Annotated in this window: 19 protein-coding genes; 8 read left to right on the top strand and 11 right to left on the bottom strand. The window is 44.3% G+C overall.

Annotation, left to right across the window (positions count from 1 at the left end):
* Positions 1-23: 23 nt before the first annotated feature.
* From murD to VK179_19810, 7 genes are read right to left on the bottom strand one after another with little or no spacing between them, the layout of a single operon-like run.
* Positions 24-1,361, bottom strand: coding sequence for a UDP-N-acetylmuramoyl-L-alanine--D-glutamate ligase (gene murD, locus VK179_19780; GenBank protein ID HLO60999.1), 1,338 nt, complete (start codon positions 1,359-1,361; stop codon positions 24-26).
* 2 nt (positions 1,362-1,363) lie between these two features.
* On the bottom strand, positions 1,364-2,614 hold the full coding sequence (gene mraY / locus VK179_19785; GenBank protein ID HLO61000.1) for a phospho-N-acetylmuramoyl-pentapeptide-transferase: 1,251 nt from the start codon (positions 2,612-2,614) through the stop codon (positions 1,364-1,366).
* 4 nt (positions 2,615-2,618) lie between these two features.
* Entirely contained in the window at positions 2,619-4,091 is a 1,473-nt protein-coding gene (locus VK179_19790) for a UDP-N-acetylmuramoyl-L-alanyl-D-glutamate--2,6-diaminopimelate ligase (GenBank protein ID HLO61001.1), read from the bottom strand.
* A 3-nt stretch (positions 4,092-4,094) separates the two neighbouring features.
* Positions 4,095-6,215 (bottom strand): penicillin-binding protein, encoded by a 2,121-nt coding sequence (locus VK179_19795; GenBank protein ID HLO61002.1) that lies wholly within the window; start codon positions 6,213-6,215, stop codon positions 4,095-4,097.
* A 1-nt stretch (position 6,216) separates the two neighbouring features.
* Entirely contained in the window at positions 6,217-6,675 is a 459-nt protein-coding gene (locus tag VK179_19800) for an FtsL-like putative cell division protein (GenBank protein ID HLO61003.1), read from the bottom strand.
* Between the two features lie 2 nt (positions 6,676-6,677).
* Positions 6,678-7,577 (bottom strand): 16S rRNA (cytosine(1402)-N(4))-methyltransferase RsmH, encoded by a 900-nt coding sequence (gene rsmH / locus VK179_19805; protein ID HLO61004.1) that lies wholly within the window; start codon positions 7,575-7,577, stop codon positions 6,678-6,680.
* The gene (locus VK179_19810) at positions 7,574-8,062 is read right to left on the bottom strand and encodes a hypothetical protein (protein ID HLO61005.1); all 489 of its coding nucleotides are present in this window, start codon (positions 8,060-8,062) and stop codon (positions 7,574-7,576) included. The genes rsmH and VK179_19810 overlap by 4 nt, the downstream gene beginning before the upstream one ends.
* A gap of 155 nt (positions 8,063-8,217) precedes the next feature.
* On the opposite strand from VK179_19810, the gene VK179_19815 reads away from it, so the two are divergent.
* Complete coding sequence (locus VK179_19815; GenBank protein ID HLO61006.1) at positions 8,218-9,069, top strand: 1-acyl-sn-glycerol-3-phosphate acyltransferase; 852 nt, start codon at positions 8,218-8,220, stop codon at positions 9,067-9,069.
* 102 nt (positions 9,070-9,171) lie between these two features.
* Here VK179_19815 and VK179_19820 read toward each other — a convergent pair whose 3' ends face one another.
* Positions 9,172-9,900: an FKBP-type peptidyl-prolyl cis-trans isomerase gene (locus VK179_19820; GenBank protein HLO61007.1), complete on the bottom strand. Its 729-nt coding sequence runs from the start codon at positions 9,898-9,900 to the stop codon at positions 9,172-9,174.
* A 222-nt stretch (positions 9,901-10,122) separates the two neighbouring features.
* Between VK179_19820 and VK179_19825 the strand changes: the two genes are divergently transcribed.
* From VK179_19825 to VK179_19840, 4 genes are all read left to right on the top strand, one after another.
* Positions 10,123-10,689 carry an RNA polymerase sigma factor gene (locus VK179_19825; protein ID HLO61008.1) on the top strand — a complete coding sequence of 189 codons (567 nt, stop codon included), beginning with the start codon at positions 10,123-10,125 and terminating at the stop codon, positions 10,687-10,689.
* A 6-nt stretch (positions 10,690-10,695) separates the two neighbouring features.
* Positions 10,696-11,145 (top strand): hypothetical protein, encoded by a 450-nt coding sequence (locus VK179_19830; protein HLO61009.1) that lies wholly within the window; start codon positions 10,696-10,698, stop codon positions 11,143-11,145.
* A gap of 183 nt (positions 11,146-11,328) precedes the next feature.
* Positions 11,329-11,997 carry an OmpA family protein gene (locus VK179_19835; GenBank protein HLO61010.1) on the top strand — a complete coding sequence of 223 codons (669 nt, stop codon included), beginning with the start codon at positions 11,329-11,331 and terminating at the stop codon, positions 11,995-11,997.
* Positions 11,998-12,027: 30 nt separating this feature from the next.
* Positions 12,028-12,684 (top strand): porin family protein, encoded by a 657-nt coding sequence (locus tag VK179_19840; protein HLO61011.1) that lies wholly within the window; start codon positions 12,028-12,030, stop codon positions 12,682-12,684.
* A gap of 72 nt (positions 12,685-12,756) precedes the next feature.
* Here VK179_19840 and VK179_19845 read toward each other — a convergent pair whose 3' ends face one another.
* Positions 12,757-13,128, bottom strand: a complete 372-nt coding sequence (locus VK179_19845) for a hypothetical protein (protein ID HLO61012.1) — start codon at positions 13,126-13,128, stop codon at positions 12,757-12,759.
* A 179-nt stretch (positions 13,129-13,307) separates the two neighbouring features.
* Here VK179_19845 and VK179_19850 point away from each other — a divergent pair, with 179 nt between their 5' ends.
* The 3 genes from VK179_19850 to VK179_19860 are packed head-to-tail and all read left to right on the top strand — an operon-like array spanning position 13,308 to position 18,777.
* Positions 13,308-14,414, top strand: coding sequence for an efflux RND transporter periplasmic adaptor subunit (locus tag VK179_19850; GenBank protein ID HLO61013.1), 1,107 nt, complete (start codon positions 13,308-13,310; stop codon positions 14,412-14,414).
* A 15-nt stretch (positions 14,415-14,429) separates the two neighbouring features.
* Positions 14,430-17,465, top strand: a complete 3,036-nt coding sequence (locus tag VK179_19855; protein ID HLO61014.1) for an efflux RND transporter permease subunit — start codon at positions 14,430-14,432, stop codon at positions 17,463-17,465.
* On the top strand, positions 17,455-18,777 hold the full coding sequence (locus tag VK179_19860) for a TolC family protein (protein ID HLO61015.1): 1,323 nt from the start codon (positions 17,455-17,457) through the stop codon (positions 18,775-18,777). The genes VK179_19855 and VK179_19860 overlap by 11 nt, the downstream gene beginning before the upstream one ends.
* 371 nt (positions 18,778-19,148) lie before the next feature.
* Here VK179_19860 and VK179_19865 read toward each other — a convergent pair whose 3' ends face one another.
* Both VK179_19865 and VK179_19870 read right to left on the bottom strand, forming a co-directional pair.
* Positions 19,149-20,552, bottom strand: coding sequence for an inorganic phosphate transporter (locus VK179_19865; GenBank protein HLO61016.1), 1,404 nt, complete (start codon positions 20,550-20,552; stop codon positions 19,149-19,151).
* Positions 20,553-20,857: 305 nt separating this feature from the next.
* The gene (locus VK179_19870; GenBank protein HLO61017.1) at positions 20,858-22,252 is read right to left on the bottom strand and encodes an inorganic phosphate transporter; all 1,395 of its coding nucleotides are present in this window, start codon (positions 22,250-22,252) and stop codon (positions 20,858-20,860) included.
* Positions 22,253-22,291: the final 39 nt, after the last annotated feature.

Raw genomic sequence — 22,291 nt, forward strand, 5'->3', positions numbered from 1 at the left:
GTCACCAGTCACCAGTTACTTTTTCATAATTCCCTCACATACTTTTTAAACTGCCTGCCCCTGTCTTCATAATTTTCGAACAGGTCGAAACTTGCGCAGCAGGGTGAAAGCAGTACGGTGTCACCGGTCTTTCCCATCCTGTACGCAGCCTGCACAGCATCTTTCATCGAAGCAGTATCCGTAATTTCAGGGATGATGCCGTCGAATACCTTGTGCAGCTTTGTATTATCCACTCCCAGGCAAACAAGAGCCTTTACTTTTTCTTTTACAAGATCAAGAATTTCCGAATAGTCATTTCCTTTATCGGTACCGCCTGCAATCCACACAACCGGGGTTGTCATGCTTTCAAGAGCATACCAGGTTGAATTCACATTGGTGGCTTTCGAATCATTGATGAATTCTATTCCATGCACCTTGATGAACCGCTCAAGCCTGTGTTCAACGCCGGCAAAATCCATAAGGCTTTCCCTTATGATCGGCTTTCTGATCTTGAGCACGCTTCCGGCTATCCCGGCCGCCATTGAATTATAGGTGTTATGCTTGCCTTTAAGGGCGAGTTCTGCAAGCGACATTTCAAATACGTCGTCTTCCACCTCGATTTTCATTGTATCCCCTTCGATGTAAGCACCCTGCTGCCTGGTTTCCTTAAGTGTGAATCCCAACTGCCTTGCCTTTGTAACAATTCTCTCAAGCTCACGGATTGTGATTTCGTCATCAGAACAGTACACAAAGAAATCGTCTTCCGAAAGATTCCTGCTGATCCTGAATTTCGAATCCACATAATTCTGCAGGTTGTAGTCGTACCTGTCGAGATGGTCAGGGGTAATATTGAGCAGGATGGCTATATCGGCCTTGAAATCAAACATCCCGTCGAGCTGAAAACTGCTCAGTTCAATCACATAATAATCATAGTTCTCTGTGGCCACCTGCATGGCAAAACTTTTGCCCACGTTGCCTGCCAGTCCCGCATTCAGTCCTGCTTTCCTGAGCATGTGATGAATAAGGGTTGTGGTAGTTGTTTTGCCATTGCTGCCGGTGATGCATATCTTTTTTGCCTGTGTGTACCGTCCGGCGAATTCAATCTCAGAAATGATCCGTATATTTTTTTTGCGGATGGCAAGAACAATATCTGATTTTTCGGAGATCCCGGGGCTTTTGATCACTTCATCGGCATTGAGGATATGCCTTTCGGTATGTTTCCCCTCTTCCCACTCGATCTCATAATTGTAAAGGATTTCCTTGTAAACATCTTTGATTTTTCCGGAATCGGTAACGAATACGTCAAATCCCTGTTTTTTTGCAAGGACGGCAGCTCCGGTTCCACTTTCTCCTGCTCCAAGTATTACAATGCGTCGATCCATATTTATCGGATTTTAAGGGTAACAACTGTTATGATGGCCAGAAAAATTCCAATGATCCAGAACCGGGTGACTATCTTGGGCTCTGGATAATTGAGTTTCTGGAAATGATGATGCAGAGGTGACATTCTCAGGATGCGCCTTCCTTCGCCAAAACGCTTCCGGGTAAACTTAAACCAGGATACCTGGATCACAACCGAAAGGCTTTCGGCAACAAAAACCCCGCAAAGAACAGGAATAAGCAGTTCCTTGCGGATAAGGATTGCGTATACAGCAATGATACCCCCGATGGCAAGGCTTCCGGTATCGCCCATGAATACCTGTGCCGGGTATGAATTATACCAAAGAAAGCCTACAAGCGCCCCGATGAAGGCGGCGATATACACAACCAGCTCGCCGGTGCGGGGCAGATACATAATATTCAGGTAATCCGACATGATGATGTTGCCGGACACGTAGGCCAGCAATCCCAGGGTGACGCCTATAATTGCCGAGGTTCCCGCCGCAAGCCCGTCAAGCCCGTCGGTAAGATTTGTACCGTTTGAAACAAAGGTTATGATGAAGATGACCGCCAGGATAACCACTATCCATGCATATTTTGGTGCTTTATCCTTCATGAACCAGATCAGCATGGCATAATCAAATTCATTATTCTTGAAAAACGGAACGTTAACTTTAGTCGATTTTACTTCCCTGGTTTCGTAAGTGATCACTCCTTTCTCGAAGTCAGCGCCATTTTCAATGCGGGTTATGGGATGTCCTGCAGTATCCAGCACTCTTTCCCTGGCAACAATGGCATCGCTGAAATGCAGGGTAAGTCCTACAATGATACCTGCGATTATCTGCGCAAACACTTTGAACCAGCCACGCAAACCCTGCTTGTTTTTCTTGAATACTTTGATGTAATCATCTACAAATCCCACAAATCCGAGCCAAATAGTAATGAAAAGCATGAGAAGGATGTACACATTTTTAAGATTTGCAAACAGCAGAACCGGTACAACGGTGGAAAGCAGTATAATCAATCCTCCCATTGTAGGTGTGCCTTTCTTCTGCATCTGTCCTTCCAGGCCCAGATCACGAATTGTTTCTCCGATCTGGGCTTTCTGCAGTTTTCCGATTATTTTTTTGCCATAGATTGTCGATATGATCAGCGATGTGATTATAGCCATGGCCGACCTGAAGGAAATGTAATTGAACAGTCCTGCACCCGGCACATCGAGTCTTTCAAGATAGCTGAACAGGTAGTATAACATGGCCTTACTCTTGTTTTGTTTTTAATCCGAAAATTGATTCTACCTCCTCAAAATCGCTGAAATGATGTTTCACTCCTTTGATTTCCTGGTAAGTTTCATGGCCCTTGCCCGCAATAAGTATTATGTCGCCCGGATGCGCAAGCATTACAGCCATTTTTATGGCTTCCCTGCGATCGGGTTGGATAACAGTTTTTGAAAGCATCTCTTTGTCGAGGCCTGCTTTCATATCATTGAGGATATCCAGCGGTTCTTCGTTCCTGGGATTATCAGAAGTGAGAATCACTTTATCACTCATTTCAGCGGCAACCTTTGCCATAACCGGTCGTTTGGTTTTGTCGCGGTTTCCGCCTGCACCCACAACCGTGATCACCTTTTCTTCCTTCTTCCTGATCTGTGAAATGGTCCTCAAAACATTCACAATGGCGTCGGGGGTGTGAGCATAATCAATCACTGCGGTGATGCCTTCTTCTGACCGCAGATATTGAAACCGGCCTTCCACGGTATCCATATTGCTCAGTAAGCGGAGTACCTCTTCCTTGTTCTGGCCAAGTAACATGGCGCAGGCATACACAGCCAGAAGATTATAAGCATTGAATTCGCCAAGGAATTTGGTCCAGAGTTCCGTATTATCAATCTGCAGCAGCGTACCATTGAAATGACTTTCAATGATCCTGGCTTTATAATCGGCCATTGAACGCAGCGCATAATAGTACACCGACGATTTTGTGTTCTGTACCATAACCCGGCCATTCTTATCGTCGGCGTTAATCAGCGAAAAACTACCGGCAGGCATGGTATCGAAAAATATCTTTTTGGCCTTTATATACTCATCAAAGGTTTTATGATAATCGAGATGATCATGTGTTATGTTTGAGAATATGCCTCCGGTGTATGTAAGGCCGGCCACCCGCTTCTGATGGAGCGAATGTGAGCTTACCTCCATAAATGCGTATTGACAGCCTTCTTCAACCATGTCGTTCATTATGCGGTTCAGTTGCACGGGATCCGGAGTGGTGTGAGTGGCTTCAACCGTTCTGTCGCCTATGTAATTCCGGATTGTTGTGAAGCATCCTGTTTTATAACCCAACAAGGTGAATAGCCTGTGAAGCAATGTGATGGTGGTAGTTTTGCCGTTGGTACCTGTAATTCCCACCAGCTTAAGCTTGCATGAGGGATTATCGTAAAATGAAGACGCTGCCACCGAAAGAGCTTTTGCAGAATCCGGAACCTGGATAAAGGTGATCTCCGGATTAAGTTTGGCGGGCAGTTGCTCACAGATGATCGCCCTGGCACCTGATTCAATGGCCTTTTCTATGTAATCATGACCGTCAGTCTGGCTTCCCTTAACAGCAACAAAAAGGGTATCCCTTTCTGTTTTCCTGGAATCAAATGTAATCCCGGAAACAGTGATATCCGTTTCACCAAAAAAGCGAAGTACATCAATGTTATTCAAAAGGATGCCCAGGTTCTTATTCATTGTTCAGATTCTTGTCATTTCCAATACAATTTGTTCCCCTTTGATGATGCGTGTTCCGGGGGAAATCGACTGACTTCTTACGCTTCCGCGACCAAGCAGACGAACATGTAATCCTGCATTTTCAAGCAGGTAAACAGCATCTTTGGCTCCCATCGAAACCACATTGGGAACCAATCCATCTATCACGCTGTGTCTTGTAAATACGACCGACTCGGGCTTTTTCTCCGTATTTACCCAATCGGTCTTTATCCTGTCGTTTTCAACCGGAATGTCAAGTTCACGAACTACCGAACGCAATTCTTTCCTGTTTCCTGTTTTTGTATAGGGAACATCTAAGGAGTCAGCGCTGGCAACCATCGGATGCATCGCAACAGAAGTTGCATACACTTTCTTCGCGATTTCAAGAAACACCGGCCCGGCAACCATATTGCCGTAGTAGACGTTTTTTGAGGGCGAATTCACAACAACAATGCATGAGTACATCGGATCATCTGCCGGAAAATAGCCCACAAACGAAGCCTGGTAACTCACCTCAGAACTTGATTTATAACCGTATTTTTTATTATAAATCTGGTTTGTCCCAGTTTTTCCTGCGATTTTTATCTGCGGGTTTTTAAGGTTTTTGGCCGTACCTGATTCCACTACACCTTCGAGAACTTTTTTGACTTTCTTAAGTGTCGATCTCGAACAAACGGATGATTCAAGTACCTCTGTGTCGAAACGTCTTACAAGTTTGCCATGGTAACGGATTTCCTTCACAAATTTCGGTTTTACCATTTTACCGTTATTGGCAATGGCATTATAGAATGTAAGCGTTTGCAGAGGTGTAATCCTGAGTTCGTAACCGTGAGCGATCATTGCAAGTGAAATGCCCGACCAGAGCTTGTCGCCCGGGTAACGGATCTGCGGCTGTCCTTCACCTTTGATTTCAATTCCCAGCTTTTCATTCAGTCGCATGGCATAGAGCCTGTCAATAAATTTGCCCGGGTTCTGCTTATAGGCTCCTGTAATGATCTTAGCCATACCCACGTTTGAGCTCTTCTCGAATACCTGTTCCACTGAAATTTTGCCATACCCGCCATTCTCGTGATTATCGTCACGGATGATTTTATCATAATATTTGAACGTACCATCACCGGTGTCAATGGTGTCTTCAAGACTTACAACGCCGTCTTCAAGGGCTGCGATCAGGGCAGGCAGTTTGAAAGTGGAACCCGGATCCACACTTTCGCTTATAGCATAATTCTGAACTTCTCCATAGTAACCGTCTTCATTGAGGCCCAGGTTTACCATGGCTTTAATTTCACCGGTTTTCACCTCCATTACAACTGCAGTTCCATAACGGGCTCCCTGTGCCATAAGCTGCTCAAGGAGGGCATTTTGGGCCACATCCTGAAGGTTCACATCGATAGTTGTAATGATATCGCGTCCATCCTTAGGTTCAATCTCATTCCTGTCGTTCATCGGCATCCACACATTACCCGCAAGCCGCTGCATCAGCCTCACACCCTGTGTGCCTGCTAACTGATCGTTGTAAGCTCCTTCAATACCCACTACATTGCCGTTTATATCTTTTGAAGTATAACCGATCAGTCGTGCAGCCAGGTTCTGATGAGGTCTTATCCGCCGGTTCTCCTGCATATAAACAAGACCTCCCTTATATCTTCCAAGCCTGAAAACAGGAAAATTCTTTATCTGTTTTAACTGAATATAATTGACACTGCTTTTTATGAGGTAATAGCGCTTTTTCTGCTGACGGGCATTGATGAGCGCTCTTTTGTATTCCGACTTTGGCTTATCGCCGAATAGTTTTGAAAGGCAAAGCGCCAGCGAATCCACGTTTTTATAGAAATACCTGTCAGTCAGATTCTCACAACCCGCATCAAAGCGCACTTCGTAATACGGTACAGAGCATGCCAGCAACCGGCCGTCGGAAGCATATATGCTTCCACGGTCAGCTTCAATATTCATTGTTTTAAGTGCAAAGTCGTTTGCCTTTCCCATCCACATATCCTTTTGAAAGAACTGCAGGTACAGAACGCGTCCTATTATAACAAGGCCTGCGATCAGGAAAAGCAGATACACGATTGCCACTCTCAACAATATTTCTTTCTTAACCGACATATTATCTCTTCAGCTTTTTGGGAGGTTCCATCGATTCTTTTAAACCCAGTCCCTTCGACTGCACCAGTGCCGACACCTGTGAAGGACGGCTTATATTCATTAATTCAGAAGTGGTTGTAATTTGTTCCGAACGCAAATTATCCACTTCCACTTTGAGTTCATCAATCTGTCTCACCATCCGTTCGGCATGAAACCGGTTGGCTATATACAGTATGCCCAGGAATGTTAGGAAAAGCACGTAAGGCAATTGCCTGATCATGTTTTCGCGCACAAGGAATGTCCCGTCAATGATTTCTTTAACCCTTACCTTTTTTCTTTTCGGTTCGGGCGGAGCTTCTTTTTCCGCTTTATCAGCCGGGGCCGTCGAAGTGAATTCATCCTGGGAACCTTCTGTTTCATTCGGCTCAGGCAGAAAATCCGATTCGTAGGTTAATTCAATATCGTTATTGTTCCTTTTCATACTCATTTCTTTTCAGCAATCCTTAACCGGGCGCTTCTTGCCCTTGAATTGCTTAGTATCTCAGCTTCAGTGGGTACAACAGGTTTCCGGGTAACAGCCGTAAATGGCTCTGACTTATTTCCGAATAAATCTTTTTCAGGCTCTTCTTTTGTATTTCCCCACCTCATGAAATTCTTTACCAGCCGGTCTTCAAGAGAATGATAACTGATAACAACAAGCCGGCCTTTTGGGTTTAGTAATTCTGCAGCACCGCTGAGCATTTCCTCAAGGCTTTGAAGCTCCTGGTTTACCTCAATACGGATAGCCTGGAAAAGTTTCGACAGGAACTGGTTCTCGGTTTGCCGGGGAATTACAGGACTAATCACATCAATGAGCTGGTTTACAGACATGATTCGTTGCTTTGCTCTTGCATGCACAAGCATGGATGCAATTTTCCGTGCCTGGAACAATTCTCCGAATTCACGGAAAATCGAAACAAGAGCAGATTCCTCATACTCATTTATCACAATTTCTGCCGTAAGCCTGCTGTTCCGGTTCATCCTCATATCGAGCGAAGCATCACTCCGATAAGTAAAGCCTCTTTCAGCCGAATTGAAATGATGAGACGAAACACCCAGATCAGCGAGTAATCCGTCGATATGTTCCACACCGTAATACCTCATGTAATTACGGATGAACCTGAAGTTTCCCTGAATGAAAGTGAATCCGGCATGCGTTGGAATATTACCGGCCGCATCTTCATCCTGGTCAAAAGCAAATAATCTGCCTGTATCGAGTTTTTTTAGTATTTCAGACGAGTGTCCTCCGCCACCAAAAGTGACGTCTACATAGGTGCCCGACGGGCTGATGTTCAGACCGTCAACACTTTCTTTTAACAGAACCGGTATGTGATATCCATTCATTCACCCGGGTTGTTTTTTGGAGAGGGTTCGTCCTTCCTGATGTTTCCCATAATCTTTTCAGCCAGTTTTGCAAAATCCTCATCTCCGCCCTGAACCGATTCATAGCCGTCAGCAGGCCATATTTCAATTTTTCCCAATTGTCCGGCCAGCACAATATCTTTGCCTGCTCCAATTTCATCCAGCAGGCGTTTGGGGATCAGCAGGCGGTTACTGGCATCCAGAACCACTTCGGCTGTACCTTTGAAAAAACCACGAAGGAATGTATTGTGTTCCCTGTTGTAGGGATTAGTATTCTGGCGTAAGATCTCATTCTGGCGTTCCCACTCATTCATGGGAAACAGGACAAGGCAGGATTCAAAAATATCCTTCTTAACGACGAATCTTTCCTGCATGCTGCCGGCCATCTGCTTTATAAAAGCAGATGGCAGCAATACCCGGCCTTTATCGTCGAGTTTGCAGGTGTAATCGCCTATGAAGGTTACCATGACTGGCTTTTGTGTTTGGATTGTAAAAATAATATATTTATTCCCACTTTATTCCACTATAACCCATTTTTTCCCACTTTGTTAATAACTTTTTAGCTCTGATGTTTATTGCGCCTCTTTTTTATATTTTTGAAACTGTATTATTTCAGTTTGATATGGAAGCAGATAAGGCTACTACTCCAGTCCATGCAGTGAATGTGAGGAAGGTTTTTCACGATAAAAATGCCAGGCTTGCCGGCATGTTGCCCGGGTTCCTTTACAGTTACCTCGAAAGGGTCATTCACCAGGATGGTATCAACCGGTTCCTGGCAGAAAGCGGGCATAAGTACGGTCATGAATTTGCAAAAGCCATAATCAGCGCGTTTAAGGTAACTGTAGAAGTAAAAGGATTGGAAAACCTGGCCGATGACAAACGGTATATTTTTGCTTCAAATCATCCGCTTGGCGGATTCGACGGCGTGTTACTGATGGATATTCTGAATAACCGGTACAAAGAGGCAAGGATTCTTGCCAATGACATCCTGATGAATATTAAGAATCTCATCCCGCTGTTCATTCCCATCAATAAGCATGGAAAACAGGCAACTGAATCTGCCGATATGTTGCACCAGTCGTACCTTTCTGACATGCAAATCATTACTTTTCCGGCCGGACTGGTTTCCAGGAAAATTCACGGCAGGGTGATGGACCTTGAATGGAAGAAGAATTTTATTTCGAAAGCGGTTCAATATCAACGGGACATTGTGCCGGTTCACTGCACCGGAAGAAATTCAAATTTCTTTTATAACCTGGCTAACCTCAGGAAAAAGCTGGGAATCAAGGCCAATATTGAAATGCTTTACCTGGTCGACGAAACCTTCAGGCACACCGGTGAGCATGTGGTTGTCACGTTTGGCAGGCCGATTCCTTATACAATCTTTGACCGTTCACGCACTCCCGCACAATGGGCGAAGTATGTAAAAGAACAGGCGTATGGACTGGCGGGGATTACGGATGTGCCGGTTTAGAAAATCTTCTTAAATCATAAATCGGTGTTCGATGTTCGATGTTATTCATGTAAAATGAATATCGAACAAGGAACACCGATTTACGAATATCGAAGTTGTCTTCTATTCCCCCACCTTCAGCAACTCCACATCAAAAATCAGCACGCTGTTTGCAGGGATTGTGCGCATGGGTTTATCACCATAGGCTAGCGTGGGAGGGAGGTACAACACCCAAACGGCGCCAGGTTTCATCATTTTCAAAGCCTCAGTCCAGCCCGGAATTACACGGTTCACAGGAAACTGTGCAGGTTCTCCGCGTTCCCTTGAACTGTCAAACACCGTTCCGTCGATCAGTTTTCCCGTATAATGCACGGTTACCACACTCGTATCGGCCGGCGGATTGCCTGAACCTTCCTTTATTATTTTATACTGTAGTCCTGACTGGGTTGTAATTATACTGTCTTTTTTTGAATTATTCAGCAGAAATTCTTCGCCTTTCTTTAGGGTTTCCTGCGCCTGTAATTCGGAGAGATGCTGAACATATGCATCAAGAAAACTATTGGCCTCTTCAACACTGATCAGAGGGGTATTTGAATGAATAGCATCTTCAACCGCCTTCACAAACACCTCATCATGAAGAGCATTAATGCCGGCATTCTTAATAGTGGTTCCCAGCACTATTCCAAGACCGTATGATATTGTATCAAGCTGGTTTGTCAGTGCATTTGTCTGAACCGCCGGTTGGGTCACTTCTGCCTTTTTCTTCTGTTTCTTTGACTTTTTAGGATTATCCTGGGAAAATGCAGGAGTTACCAGAATCGCCGATAATAATAGGATTAGCAATGATTTCATATTATGTTGTTGATTAAATGTTTGAATATTTGGTTTCCAAAAGTACCATTATGCATTAACAAATCCAACCTGCCCTCATTGTATATTCTTTCGCAATTTTTTCGATTTTTGGTTGAACCGGTTGTTCATCAGGGGTGTACTGAATTGTGAAAAAATATTAAAAGAATGAAAATCCGGAGGTTTGGACAGAAATACAAGCGGACAATTGTATAATTTTATTTGATGCAAAAGACAGCCGCGGAAATAAAACTAAAAGATGAGCAACTGATGATTTCAATTCACCAGGGCGACACCTCTGCTTTCAATGAATTATACGAAAGATATAACCGGAGGCTGCTCTATTATTTCTACCGGATGCTTGGAAATTCGACCGAAAAAGCGCAGGATTTTTTACAGGACATTTTTATTAAAATCATTGAACGGTCCGAGTTGTTTGATCCTTCGAGGAGATTTTCCACCTGGATCTTTTCGGTTGCTCATAATATGTGTAAAAATGAATACAGGCGGATGAGCATCCGGAGTAATACGATCAGAGAGGATCTGAGCCATCATTATCATGAAATCAGTGAACCTGAATTCAGGGATGATTCGATCACGGCGGAACAGATATTTAACGCCCTTGACGGATTAGGAGAAATTGAAAAGACGGCGTTCCTGCTATATTACCGGGAGGATTTTTCAGTGCAGGAAATCAGCAAAGTTCTTTCTATTCCTGACGGAACGGTGAAATCAAAATTATTCTATACCCGCAAAAAATTGTTGAAAACATTGAATATTGAAGAAAATTAGCAGCATATGAAAAAAATTAAATTTTTCATAACGAACTTCTACAGGATCATCATTATCAGGCAGGGAAGAGATAGTAAATCTGTCAGCATGGTTAATAGCCGGGAAATGAATGATCCGTTTGACGTGTTATTACGAAAAACAATAAAGGAAGACAATTCATTACCCCTGGCTGAAAGTGACCTGAGGCAGGTTCTTGAACAACGGGTGGCCCGCAAGGCTCTTAACGGTCTGCATGGAAGCTCACTGGCTGACATTCTTCTGCCATGGGTATCCTTTAGGAATTTTGAAATAAAAATGGCTGCCATAACAATAGCTCTCATCCTGTTTATGCGGATAGGCCCTATAATGAATCATTCCACCAGCCGTTCAATTCAACCGGCATTCCTGGCCGATACACTGATCGATTCTTCAATTCTCCGCCTGCGGTTGCCCGACAGTTCACTCCGGTTCCCGTAATGTTCCTTTAAATTGTGGGCTAACACTCTGTTTAAGAATATATAGGCAAACAATTAACGTACCTTAAAAACAAAAAAGGGCTTCAGAGTGTTTCTGATTCGAAAATCCGTTTGATGTTTGACGTTTGACGTTTTGGGTTTCGAACCTCAAACTTCAAACCATAAACTATAAACTTCTGGAGCCATGAGAAAATCTCGTTTATTCTCAATCGTTGTACTTTCGGTAGTCATATTCCAGGGATGTTCCTCATTGAATAAAACTCAGAAAGGCGCCGCTATTGGCACAGCAGGCGGGGCAGCTGCCGGTGCGATAATCGGCAGAGCTTCAGGCAACACTGCACTGGGAACGATTATAGGTGCCACCGTAGGTGGTGTATCAGGTGCGGTTATTGGTCGGCAAATGGATAAGCAGGCCGAAGAGCTTAAAAAAGAAGTCCCAAATGCCAATGTGGAAAGGGTAGGGGAAGGGATCATAGTTGAATTGAACGATAAAGTGCTTTTTGACTTTGGTAAGGCAGATCTCACAGCCGCTTCACGTCAGAGTCTCGACAGGATAGTTCAGGTCTTCAACAAATACCCTGACACAGACATCGAGGTACAGGGACATACCGATAACAAGGGCAGTGAAGAATATAACCAGAATCTTTCAGTCAGAAGGGCGGTAACCGTTACCGATTATCTGAACAGCAAAGGCATTCCAAATTCAAGGCTGAATGTAAAAGGCTACGGAGAAACAGCTCCAAAATACACCAATGATACAGAAGAAGGCAGAGCGCAGAACAGGCGCGTAGAATTTCTCATCACTGCCAATGAGAAAATGAAAGCTGAGGCCGCAAAATCTGAAGGTAAGTAGAACCGATTATACAACTAAACACTTATTGGTATGAAACAAAAACTTTTTGCATTCACTATGGCATTATTATGCTTTACAGCTATCTCATATTCACAGGTTACAGTAGGTATCCGCGCAGGTGTAAATTTACAGAACATCAATGGTCAGGATCAGAGAGGTGACAAATTAAAGAATGATCTCGCCCTTGGATTTCATGCCGGCGCCGATGTAGAAATAGCTGTTGCCGATCCTTTTTTCTTCCAGTTGGGAGTGCTCTATTCAACAAAAGGTGCGAAGAATATTTTTGGTACAAGCGGTGACAAGGTAAACCTGTCTTATGTAGAAGTACCTCTGCATTTTGTTTTTAAACCGGAACTCGGAGCGGGCCGCCTTATACTAGGCCTAGGGCCTTATCTTGCGTATGGAATTGGCGGTAGTGCGGTATTGGACGGTAATGATGTAGACGTTGAATATACAAAGAACAGGACTGTAGGGGATGTGAATTTCACCCTTAAACCCCTTGATGCCGGCGCTGACGTTTTTTTCGGATATGAATTCCCGGTGCCCTTTTATGTACAGGTCAATGCCCAGCTGGGATTGCTTGATCTTATGCCCAAAGTTAACAATGACAACAGCGATGCCATAATTAAGAACACGGGTTTCGGTGTTTCAGTGGGATACCGTTTTGGCGGGGGCGGGAAAAGGTAAAACTGTTTGATGTTTGAAGTTTGAGGTTTGACGTTAACGAACATCAAACCTCAAACAATAAACTACAAACATTTATTTAAACAATTTAATCGTATCATCCTGCAGTAAAACCCACAGGGAGTAAACTCCTATTATAGTACCTACCGGAATTACAAGACACCCGACGGCCGCAATAATCATTACAAAAACTCTCGACCATTTCTGAAAACTCAGAAGTCCTATTCCTCCTATCAATCCAAGGATTGAAACAAGCAAAGTCATTCCCGGAATAAAACTTCCCAGGAATCGCAGAACAGGTCCGGCTACATCCACATCGCCGACAACAGCCTGTGCGAATGAAAATGCAAAGAACATGATGATGGCCCCTATTATGCCAATGGTACTGAAACCAATCTGGAACGCTGCCACAAGCGTTACATGTTTTTTCATGGGAGATTCTTCCATAGAGTATATTTTTATGGAAAGGTAGTGAATTTTGCCTAAACCGGTATATGTCTATACATTAAAAGCGTTTGTATATTTTATACGCATTTAGATAAATCTTTGTCTAATTTTGTCCTGGTTTGGATGGACGATAGCTTCATTTCGGTCGAGATAAAATTAAATGCGTTAAAAACTATTCCATGAAAAATAAGAAATTCAGGACTATCCTGACGGTAATAATCATTGTTTTCATTGCTGTTATTATTTTTTATCCCAAGATTAAGCCTCTTTTCAGTGGTCAGGGCAAAGGCGGTCCCGGCAAAATGATGGGTATGGGTGGCATGGGTGGAGGCCAGCAAACACTTATGGCCAGCGGTTACCTGATTAAACCGGTGGAGATGAAAGAAATGAAGCTCAGTTCAGGTACGATATTGCCTGATGAAGAGGTGGACCTGACATTTGAAACATCCGGGAAAATTGTGGGCATTAATTTTAAAGAAGGAACCCGGGTAAAAAAGGGTGATCTCCTTGCTAAAATAAATGATAAGCCCTTACAGGCTCAACTTCTTAAACTCGTATCGCAGAAGAAACTGGCTGAAGAAAAGGAATTCCGTCAGAGAAGCCTTCTTGAAAAAGATGCAATAAGTCGTGAGAGCTATGATCAGGTGGCCACCGAACTTCAATCGATTGAGGCTGACATTCTGCTCATACAGGCCCGCATAGCTGAAACGGAATTACGTGCGCCCTTTGACGGAATTATTGGTTTACGCCTGCTGAGCGAAGGTAGTTATGCGTCTCCGCAAACCAAGATTGTCAGGCTTGTTAAAACCAGTCCCCTTAAAATTGAATTTGCCATTCCCGAAAGATATGCAAATGAAATTAAGCCCGGTTTCCCCGTTGAATTCACAATCGAAGGAAATAGTAATGTTTTCAGGGCATCTGTATATGCCATTGATCCCAAGATCGACATTAACACAAGGACAATTGTGGTAAGGGCGTTATACCCAAATACAAAAAATGAACTGAAGCCCGGACGGTTTGCCAGTATTAATATGCAGCTTGCCCAGATTGACAATACAATTGCAATCCCTACTGAAGCACTTATTCCTGAAATGGAGGGCGAAAAAGTGTTTGTCTTTAATGGGGGAAAAGCTTCAACCCGTAAGGTTACAACAGGTCTGAGAACCGAGGCGCTTATACAGATAACCGACGGATTGAAATTTGGCGACACACTGCTGACATCCGGTATATTGCAGTTACGTGAAGGTATTCCTGTTCAGTTGGATACCGTTGTAGTTAAGGAATAATAAAAAGAAGAGTTTATGAGTCTTTCGTCAACCAGTATCAAGCGGCCCGTTCTCACAACGGTGTTTTCGCTTGTCATTATATTGTTCGGATTTATCGGGCTTACTTACCTTGGTGTACGTGAATTTCCCAGCGTTGACCCGGCGGTAATCACTGTTAACACTACATATCCCGGTGCAAACTCCGATGTAATTGAAACCCAGATAACCGAACCGCTTGAACAGAATATTAACGGCATACCCGGTATCCGTACGCTTACCAGTGTCAGCCGCCAGGGATCCAGCAGTATAACCGTTGAATTTGAACTCAGCGTGGATCTTGAAACCGCTGCAAATGACGTGAGGGATAAAGTTTCGCAGGCCCAGCGCTTATTACCGAGGGATGTTGACCCACCTGTAGTGGCCAAGGCTGACGCCGATGCAGAACCGATTATGATGCTTGCCATCAAGAGCAACAAGCGGTCACTGCTCGAGCTTTCAGAGATTGCGGACCTCACTTTCAAAGAACAGCTTCAGACAATACCGGGCGTTAGTGCCGTGATGATCTGGGGTGAGAAAAGATATGCCATGCGGTTGTGGCTCGATCCTGCTAAACTGGCCGGTTACGGACTCACCCCTCTTGATGTTCGCAATGCAATTGGCCGTGAGAATGTTGAATTACCGTCCGGTAGTGTTGAAGGCAATACAACGGAGCTCACCATTCGAACCCTGGGATTGATGACAACCCCTGCACAATTTGATAATTTAATCATCAAGCAGCAGGGCGACCAGGTTGTCAGGGTCAGTGATATCGGGCGTGCCGAGCTGGGACCTGAAGATATCCGCGGTATCCTTAAAATGAACGGCGTTCCCATGGTGGCAACTGTTATAATTCCCCAACCCGGCGCAAATCATATCGACATCACGGATGAAGTATACCAGAGGCTTGCCTTTATGCAAAGGGATCTTCCGGATGATATCAATGTTGAAGTGGGATTCGACAATACAGAATATATAAGGTCTTCCATCAAGGAGGTTGAGGATACAATCATGATCGCATTCATCCTTGTTGTTGTTATTATTTTCTTCTTCCTCAGGAACTGGCGTACAACACTGATTCCTATCATCGTTATCCCGGTATCCCTTATTGGCGCCTTCTTTATCATGTACCTGGCAGGCTTTACGATCAATGTTCTTACCCTGCTTGCAATTGTGCTTGCAATAGGTATCGTGGTTGACGATGCCATTGTTATGATGGAGAATATTTACGTGAAAATTGAAAATGGCATGGATCCCATGGAGGCCGGTTTAAAAGGATCGGATGAAATTTTCTTTGCCATTGTAGCCACTACTATTACGCTGATTGCCGTATTCTTTCCGATTGTTTTCCTCCAGGGAATTACAGGCAGACTATTTCGCGAATTCAGTATTGTACTCGCAGGTTCTGTAGCCATCTCAGCATTTGTGGCCCTTACGCTTACCCCTATGCTGTCGACCAAAATGCTCAGGCCGCACAGTACACATGGCTGGATGTTCAGGAAAACAGAAGGATTCTTTGTCCGGTTGAACGATGGGTATAAAAATTCGCTTGACAGTTTCTTTAAAAGGAAATGGATTGCCATTCCGATTGTGGTTGGCGGAATAGGACTGATAGTTCTCCTTTGGTTTAAAATACCGGCAGAAATGGCCCCGCTCGAGGACCGTTCCCAGATAAATCTAAATACGGTGGCGCCTGAAGGTGCCACTTATGAATACCGACTGGCATACGGAGAAGACCTTGCTGATATGGTTAATAAAACAGTTCCGGAGGCCGATAAAATCCAGATGATGGTCAGGAATAATTTCAGCTTTGTGAGAATTGTCCTCAAAAAACCCAAAGACAGAGAACGCTCACAGCAACAGATAGCCGACCAGCTTACTGGACAGGTACGATCAAAGACAAAAGCAAGGTCAATGGTTATGCAGCAGTCCACTTTCGGCGGAAGGCGTGCCGGAATGCCTATCCAATATGTAATACAGGCTCAGAACATCGACAAGCTTCGTGAAGTGCTGCCTGCCTTTATGGCGGAAGTGAATTCCAACCCTACTTTTGTGATGGCCGACGTCAACCTGAAATTCACCAAACCTGAAATCAAGATCAATATCAACCGCGATAAGGCCAACATGCTTGGTGTCTCCACCCAGAATATCGGGCAAACCCTTCAGCTGGCGCTCAGCGGACAACGTTTCGGATATTTTTTCATGAACGGGAAACAATACCAGATACTCGGCGAACTGGCGCGCCAGGACAGGAACACCCCGATGAACCTGCAATCGCTTTATGTGAGGAACAATACAGGCGAAATGATCCAGTTCGACAACCTTGTTACGCTGAAAGAAAGCACAGCACCACCGCAGTTGTTCCGCTACAATCGTTTTGTTGCCGCTACAATATCTTCGGGACTTGCAAAAGGAAAGACAATCAGTGAAGGAATTGCAGAAATGGACAAAATTGCCGATAAAGTTCTAGATGATACATTCAGAACTGCATTGGCTGGTGAATCAAAAGATTTCAAGGAGAGTTCATCAAGCCTGTTGTTTGCTTTCGGGCTGGCGCTTGTGCTGATCTTCCTAGTACTTGCCGCGCAATTCGAGAGTTTCAAAGATCCTGTCATCGTCATGATGACTGTCCCGCTTGCTCTTGTCGGTGCACTCATATTTATGTGGTACTTCGGGATTACGATGAATATCTTCAGTCAGATCGGCCTTATTATGCTTATCGGGCTGGTTTCAAAAAATGGTATTCTCATCGTTGAATTTGCCAACCAGAGACAGGAGGCCGGAATGTCTAAGCTTGATGCCATCCGGTATGCGGCTGCAGCCCGATTTAGGCCAATCCTGATGACCAGTCTGGCAACCATTTTTGGTATTCTTCCGCTTGCTCTGGGCCTTGGCGAAGGAGCACAAAGCCGTATTGCTATGGGTATTGCTGTTGTGGGTGGTATGACCCTGTCAACCTTTCTCACACTTTATGTTGTTCCGTCGATTTATTTATTGGTATCCACTGAAACGAACAAAGTAAAAAATGAAAAGTAGAGCGATCCTGTTTGCACTGTTTTCAGTTTTCTATGGATTCTCGGGTTACGCTCAGGAATTGTATGATCTGAACCGTTGTATTTCCGCGGGATTGGAGAATAACTTCTCAATCCTTATCGCAAAAAACCGTGAACAGATTGCACGGAATAATTACGCTCCCGGAAACGCCGGGTTACTTCCCACTCTTGATATAAGCAGCCGCTATGGAGGTACAGTCAATAACACAAGGCAGGAGTTAACATCAGGAATCGTCACATCGGTATCCGGTGTTCATAATGTTACAGCCAATGCAGGGGTGAACCTCGACTGGACAATTTTCAGGGGTTTTACCGCTCTAACAACCTATAAAAAACTGAACGAGCTTAAAATGGTGGGCGAACTCAACACCCAGATGGCTGTTGAAAACCTGGTAGCCGATATCGCTTCCGAATTCTATTTTTATATTCAGCAGATACAGCTTTATAAAAACCTCGAACATGCCGTATCTCTTTCAAGAGAACGGGTGCGGATTGACAGGGAAAGATACCTGCTTGGGGCAGCTTCAAAGCTTGACCTGTTGCAGTCGATGGTTTACCTGAATTCTGACAGTTCACGGCATTCAAAACAAAGAGAGGTTCTCCGTACATCTCAGGTAAGGCTGAATAAGCTAATGGCAATGGAAAACCTTGGCCAGGATATCATACCAGCCGATTCAATAATTGAAATCAACCCGGGATTGCAATATGATTCACTGCTGGCAATGACTGATGCATCCAATACAAGCCTGCTCATTGCCAGGAAAACACAGAAGATTTCCTCGTATGATTATAAGATCATTGCAGGACGAACCTATCCCTATCTCAGCCTGGGAACAGGTTATTCCTATGCATTCAACCAGTTTGAAAACAGTGATCTTCGCAGGCAGCAGACAGATGGTCTGAACTATGGTGTTACACTGGGATTCACTGTATTTGACGGTTTTAATCAACACAGGCAGAAAACCAATGCCCGCATTGAAATGGATAACCAGGAATACGCTTACAAACAGGTTGACCAGCAGGTAAAAGGTGATCTGATAACCATTTTTTATGCTTACCAGAATAACCTGCTGCTGTTGTCGCTTGAAAAACAAAACCTGGCGACAGCACAGGAAAATCTTCAGATAGCTCTTGAAAGGTATAAACTGGGTAGCTTGTCAGGACTCGAATTACGCGAAGTTCAACAGAGCCTGCTTGAAGCTGAGGAACGGCTGATATCCGTTCAATACCAGACTAAAATTGCTGAAATTTCCCTGCAGCAGATTTCGGGGAGGGTTATGGAGTATGTGAATTAGCATTCGACAGGAACGTCATTGCGATGACCGGTTCCTACGGTCAGAAGCAATCTGCCCGCACAGGCACACCGCTGTAAAAAGCACAGCCCACGTCATTGCGAGGAGCAAGACAAATCGATGATTATACCAGAATGTAAAGAGACGAAGCAATCTGCCCGCACAGGCAAACGGTTGCAAGGATAGATACCGGATTCTGGATGTGGTCACTCATATGTCCCATTGGTCACATAGGTTCCTGTGTTTTAATACCGGACACCTATTAAAGAAGTTTTTACACTTGGGTAAGTCCTGCCTGTGCCGTCAGATTGCTTCGTCGCAGGAGATTTCGGCATAATCAATTTATGAGGGGCTCCTCGCAATGACGTGCAGCCTCACACAAACAACATCCTGAACAGCAAGAACAACAAGCCTGAGAACAGGATGGTGACGGGAAGGGTTATCAGCCATGCAATGCCAATGGCCGCCACTGTTTTCTTTTGAAGATTCTTAAAGCCGCTGTCGGCTACCATGGTGCCGGCTATGCCTGATGACAACACATGTGTGGTGCTTACAGGAAGCCCGAACATACTGGAAACCGTTATTGTGCTTGCCGCAATCAGTTCCGCACTGGCGCCCTGTGCATAGTTGAGATGGGTTTTCCCGATTTTCTCACCTATAGTAACCACTATCCTTTTCCAGCCAATCATGGTTCCAAGGCCCAGTGATACGGCAATGGCCAGGATAACCCACAACGGGGCATATTCTGTAAATCCCCTTACATTTGAGAGGTGGGCGTTGTATTGTGCCACCCATTGGACATTGTTTGAACCGGCCATTGATTTGATAAGACCATCGGATTGTTTCGACAATAATAAAATATTACGGCGCGCTTCCAGGCTGTTGGCCCTTGTCATATCTGAAAAACTGCGGATTCCGGCAACAGTACCGGATATTGTATCAATGCCGGCAATAATATTATGGTAATAAGTTTTGGAATCAATACCGAGTTTGTTTGGGTCAATTTGTTTCAATTCCTGTTTCATCGACATCAACGAGCTTTGAAGCTGTTGCGGATCTCTTTTCTGATCAAGGGCAAACCTCATGGGAAGTATTGCGATCAGGATAATCATAATGAGACCGACCCCTTTTTGCCCGTCGTTTGATCCATGCGAAAAACTAACAAATGTGCATGTAAGAACCAGAATAGAGCGTATCCACATCGGCGGGGCCTTTTTTGCAGGAGGTTCCTTGAATAATGCTTTTTTCCGGACAACCTTTTCAAGAATGTACATTAACCCCATAGCCATGAAGAAACCAAAGAACGGGGATATAAGCAGGGACAGCCCCACATCTTTCACTTTTTTCCAGTTCAGCAGAATATCATGGCTTCCGGGTAAAAGCATGTAGGCAATGCCCACACCGAAAATGGAACCAAGAAGAGTATGAGAACTGGAACACGGAATACCGAGATACCAGGTTCCGAGGTTCCATAATATGGCAGTGAAAATAAGAGCCAGAATCATGGCCATATTGTGATAAATACTGGCATCGGTAAGGGCTTCAACAGGAAGAAGGTTGATAATTCCCACAGCTACGGCAATGCCGCCGACATTTACCCCGATGAAATTCCAAAGTCCCGACCAGATCACGGCATTTCTTGGCTTTAGTGAATGCGTATAAATTACCGTTGCTACCGCGTTGGCCGTATCGTGGAAACCATTGATAAATTCAAAGGAAAGTGCAGCAGCTATACAAAAGAAAAGGAGAATAGTCAAAGAGGTATCCAGTCCAAACATAGATTGGTATTTTCTGATACAAATTTAATCGGTTTCGTGAAATAATGGTGAAAATAGTCTGTTAGTCTGTTAGTCTGCTAGACTATTAGGTGAGACGTCATTGCGAGGAGCCGGACTAATAATTGATTATACCATATTCTGATGCGACGAAGCAATCTGCCTGCACAGGCACACCCTGACAAAAGCTTGATCCCATTAATGATTTCTCTTGGCCAGGCTCTTCCTGTTCGGGCAGATTGCTTCGTCACATATAATTATTCTATAATCAAAGATTTATCACGCTCCTCGCAATGACGTTCAGCCCGTCACAGTATCATCCTGAACAACAGAAACAGCACCCCTGAAAACAACATGGTCACCGGGATGGTAATAAGCCAGGCAATGCCTATGGAGGCAAGGGTTTTACCCTGCAGATTCTTTAACCCGTTGCCTGATACCATTGTTCCGGCAATCCCCGATGACAATACATGGGTTGTGCTTACCGGTAGTCCCAGGAAACTGGATGTTGATATGGTTGCGGCTGCAACGAGGTTTGCTGCAGCACCCTGTGCGTAGGTAAGACGGCTTTTCCCGATTTTTTCACCCAGTGTCACTACAATTCTTTTCCACCCGATCATTGTTCCGAGTCCCAATGCCAGTGAAATCATCAGGATTACCCACCAGGGTGAGTATTCCGTGTAGGTTTTAATAAAAGTTAAATGTCCTGAATATTTTTTCTTCCATTCCGGAGATAGCGAATTAGCTGCCAAAAGGGTGTTTGAACGGCGGGCTACAATCAGAATGTGTCTCCTCACAGCGGCTCCCTGGTTACCCGGTAATTCACCAAAGCGTGTTATTCCATGAAGCTTGTGATTCAGAGAATCGAGATTGGCCTTTATTTCGGTGTAGCAGACTTTTTGATTTGCATTAAACAATGAATCATTGGCTTCAGCAATAAGCGACTGCATACTGATTGTTTGTTTTTCCAATTGTACCGGATTTTTTGTGTGATCCAGTGCAAAGCGCACGGGAAGAATGGCCATCAGGATGATCATAAGTAAACCCACTCCTTTTTGACCGTCATTTGAGCCATGTGAAAAGCTGACAAACGTGCTTGTAAGTATAAGTATTGACCGGATCCACAATGGAGGCGCTTTCTTGGCAGGAGGCTCTTTAAAAATGGCCTTGTTCTTAATAATCAACTTAAGGAGGATCATTAACAGTATGGCAAGCAAAAATCCGATCACCGGCGATATGAGCAATGACAGTCCGGCTTCCTGGACCTTAAGCCAGTTGAGGCTTATGCCATGGTTATTCGGTAAAAGAATATAACCGATGCTTACACCTGTTATGGATCCGATTAACGTATGAGAGCTGGAACAGGGGATTCCGAGGTACCACGTGCCGATATTCCAGATGATTGCTGTTATGATAAGCGCCATCACAAGCGCCACATTGTGTGCCAGGTTTCCATCAGTGAGTGCTTCAACAGGCAGCAGGTTCACAATTCCAATGGCAACAGCTATTCCTCCGACATTTACGCCTATGAAATTCCATATCCCTGACCAGATAACCGCAGGCAGAGGTTTTAATGAATGTGTATAAATAACTGTGGCAACTGCGTTGGCTGTATCATGAAATCCATTGATAAACTCGAAGGCAAGTGCGGATGCAATACAAAAAATCAGAAGAAATGCAACAGACGGTTCAAGACCTGACATAAAGTGAAAATTTCACTCACAAATTTAAAATTGTTAATT

The organism is Bacteroidales bacterium (assembly GCA_035299085.1).
GTDB lineage: Bacteria > Bacteroidota > Bacteroidia > Bacteroidales > UBA10428 > UBA5072.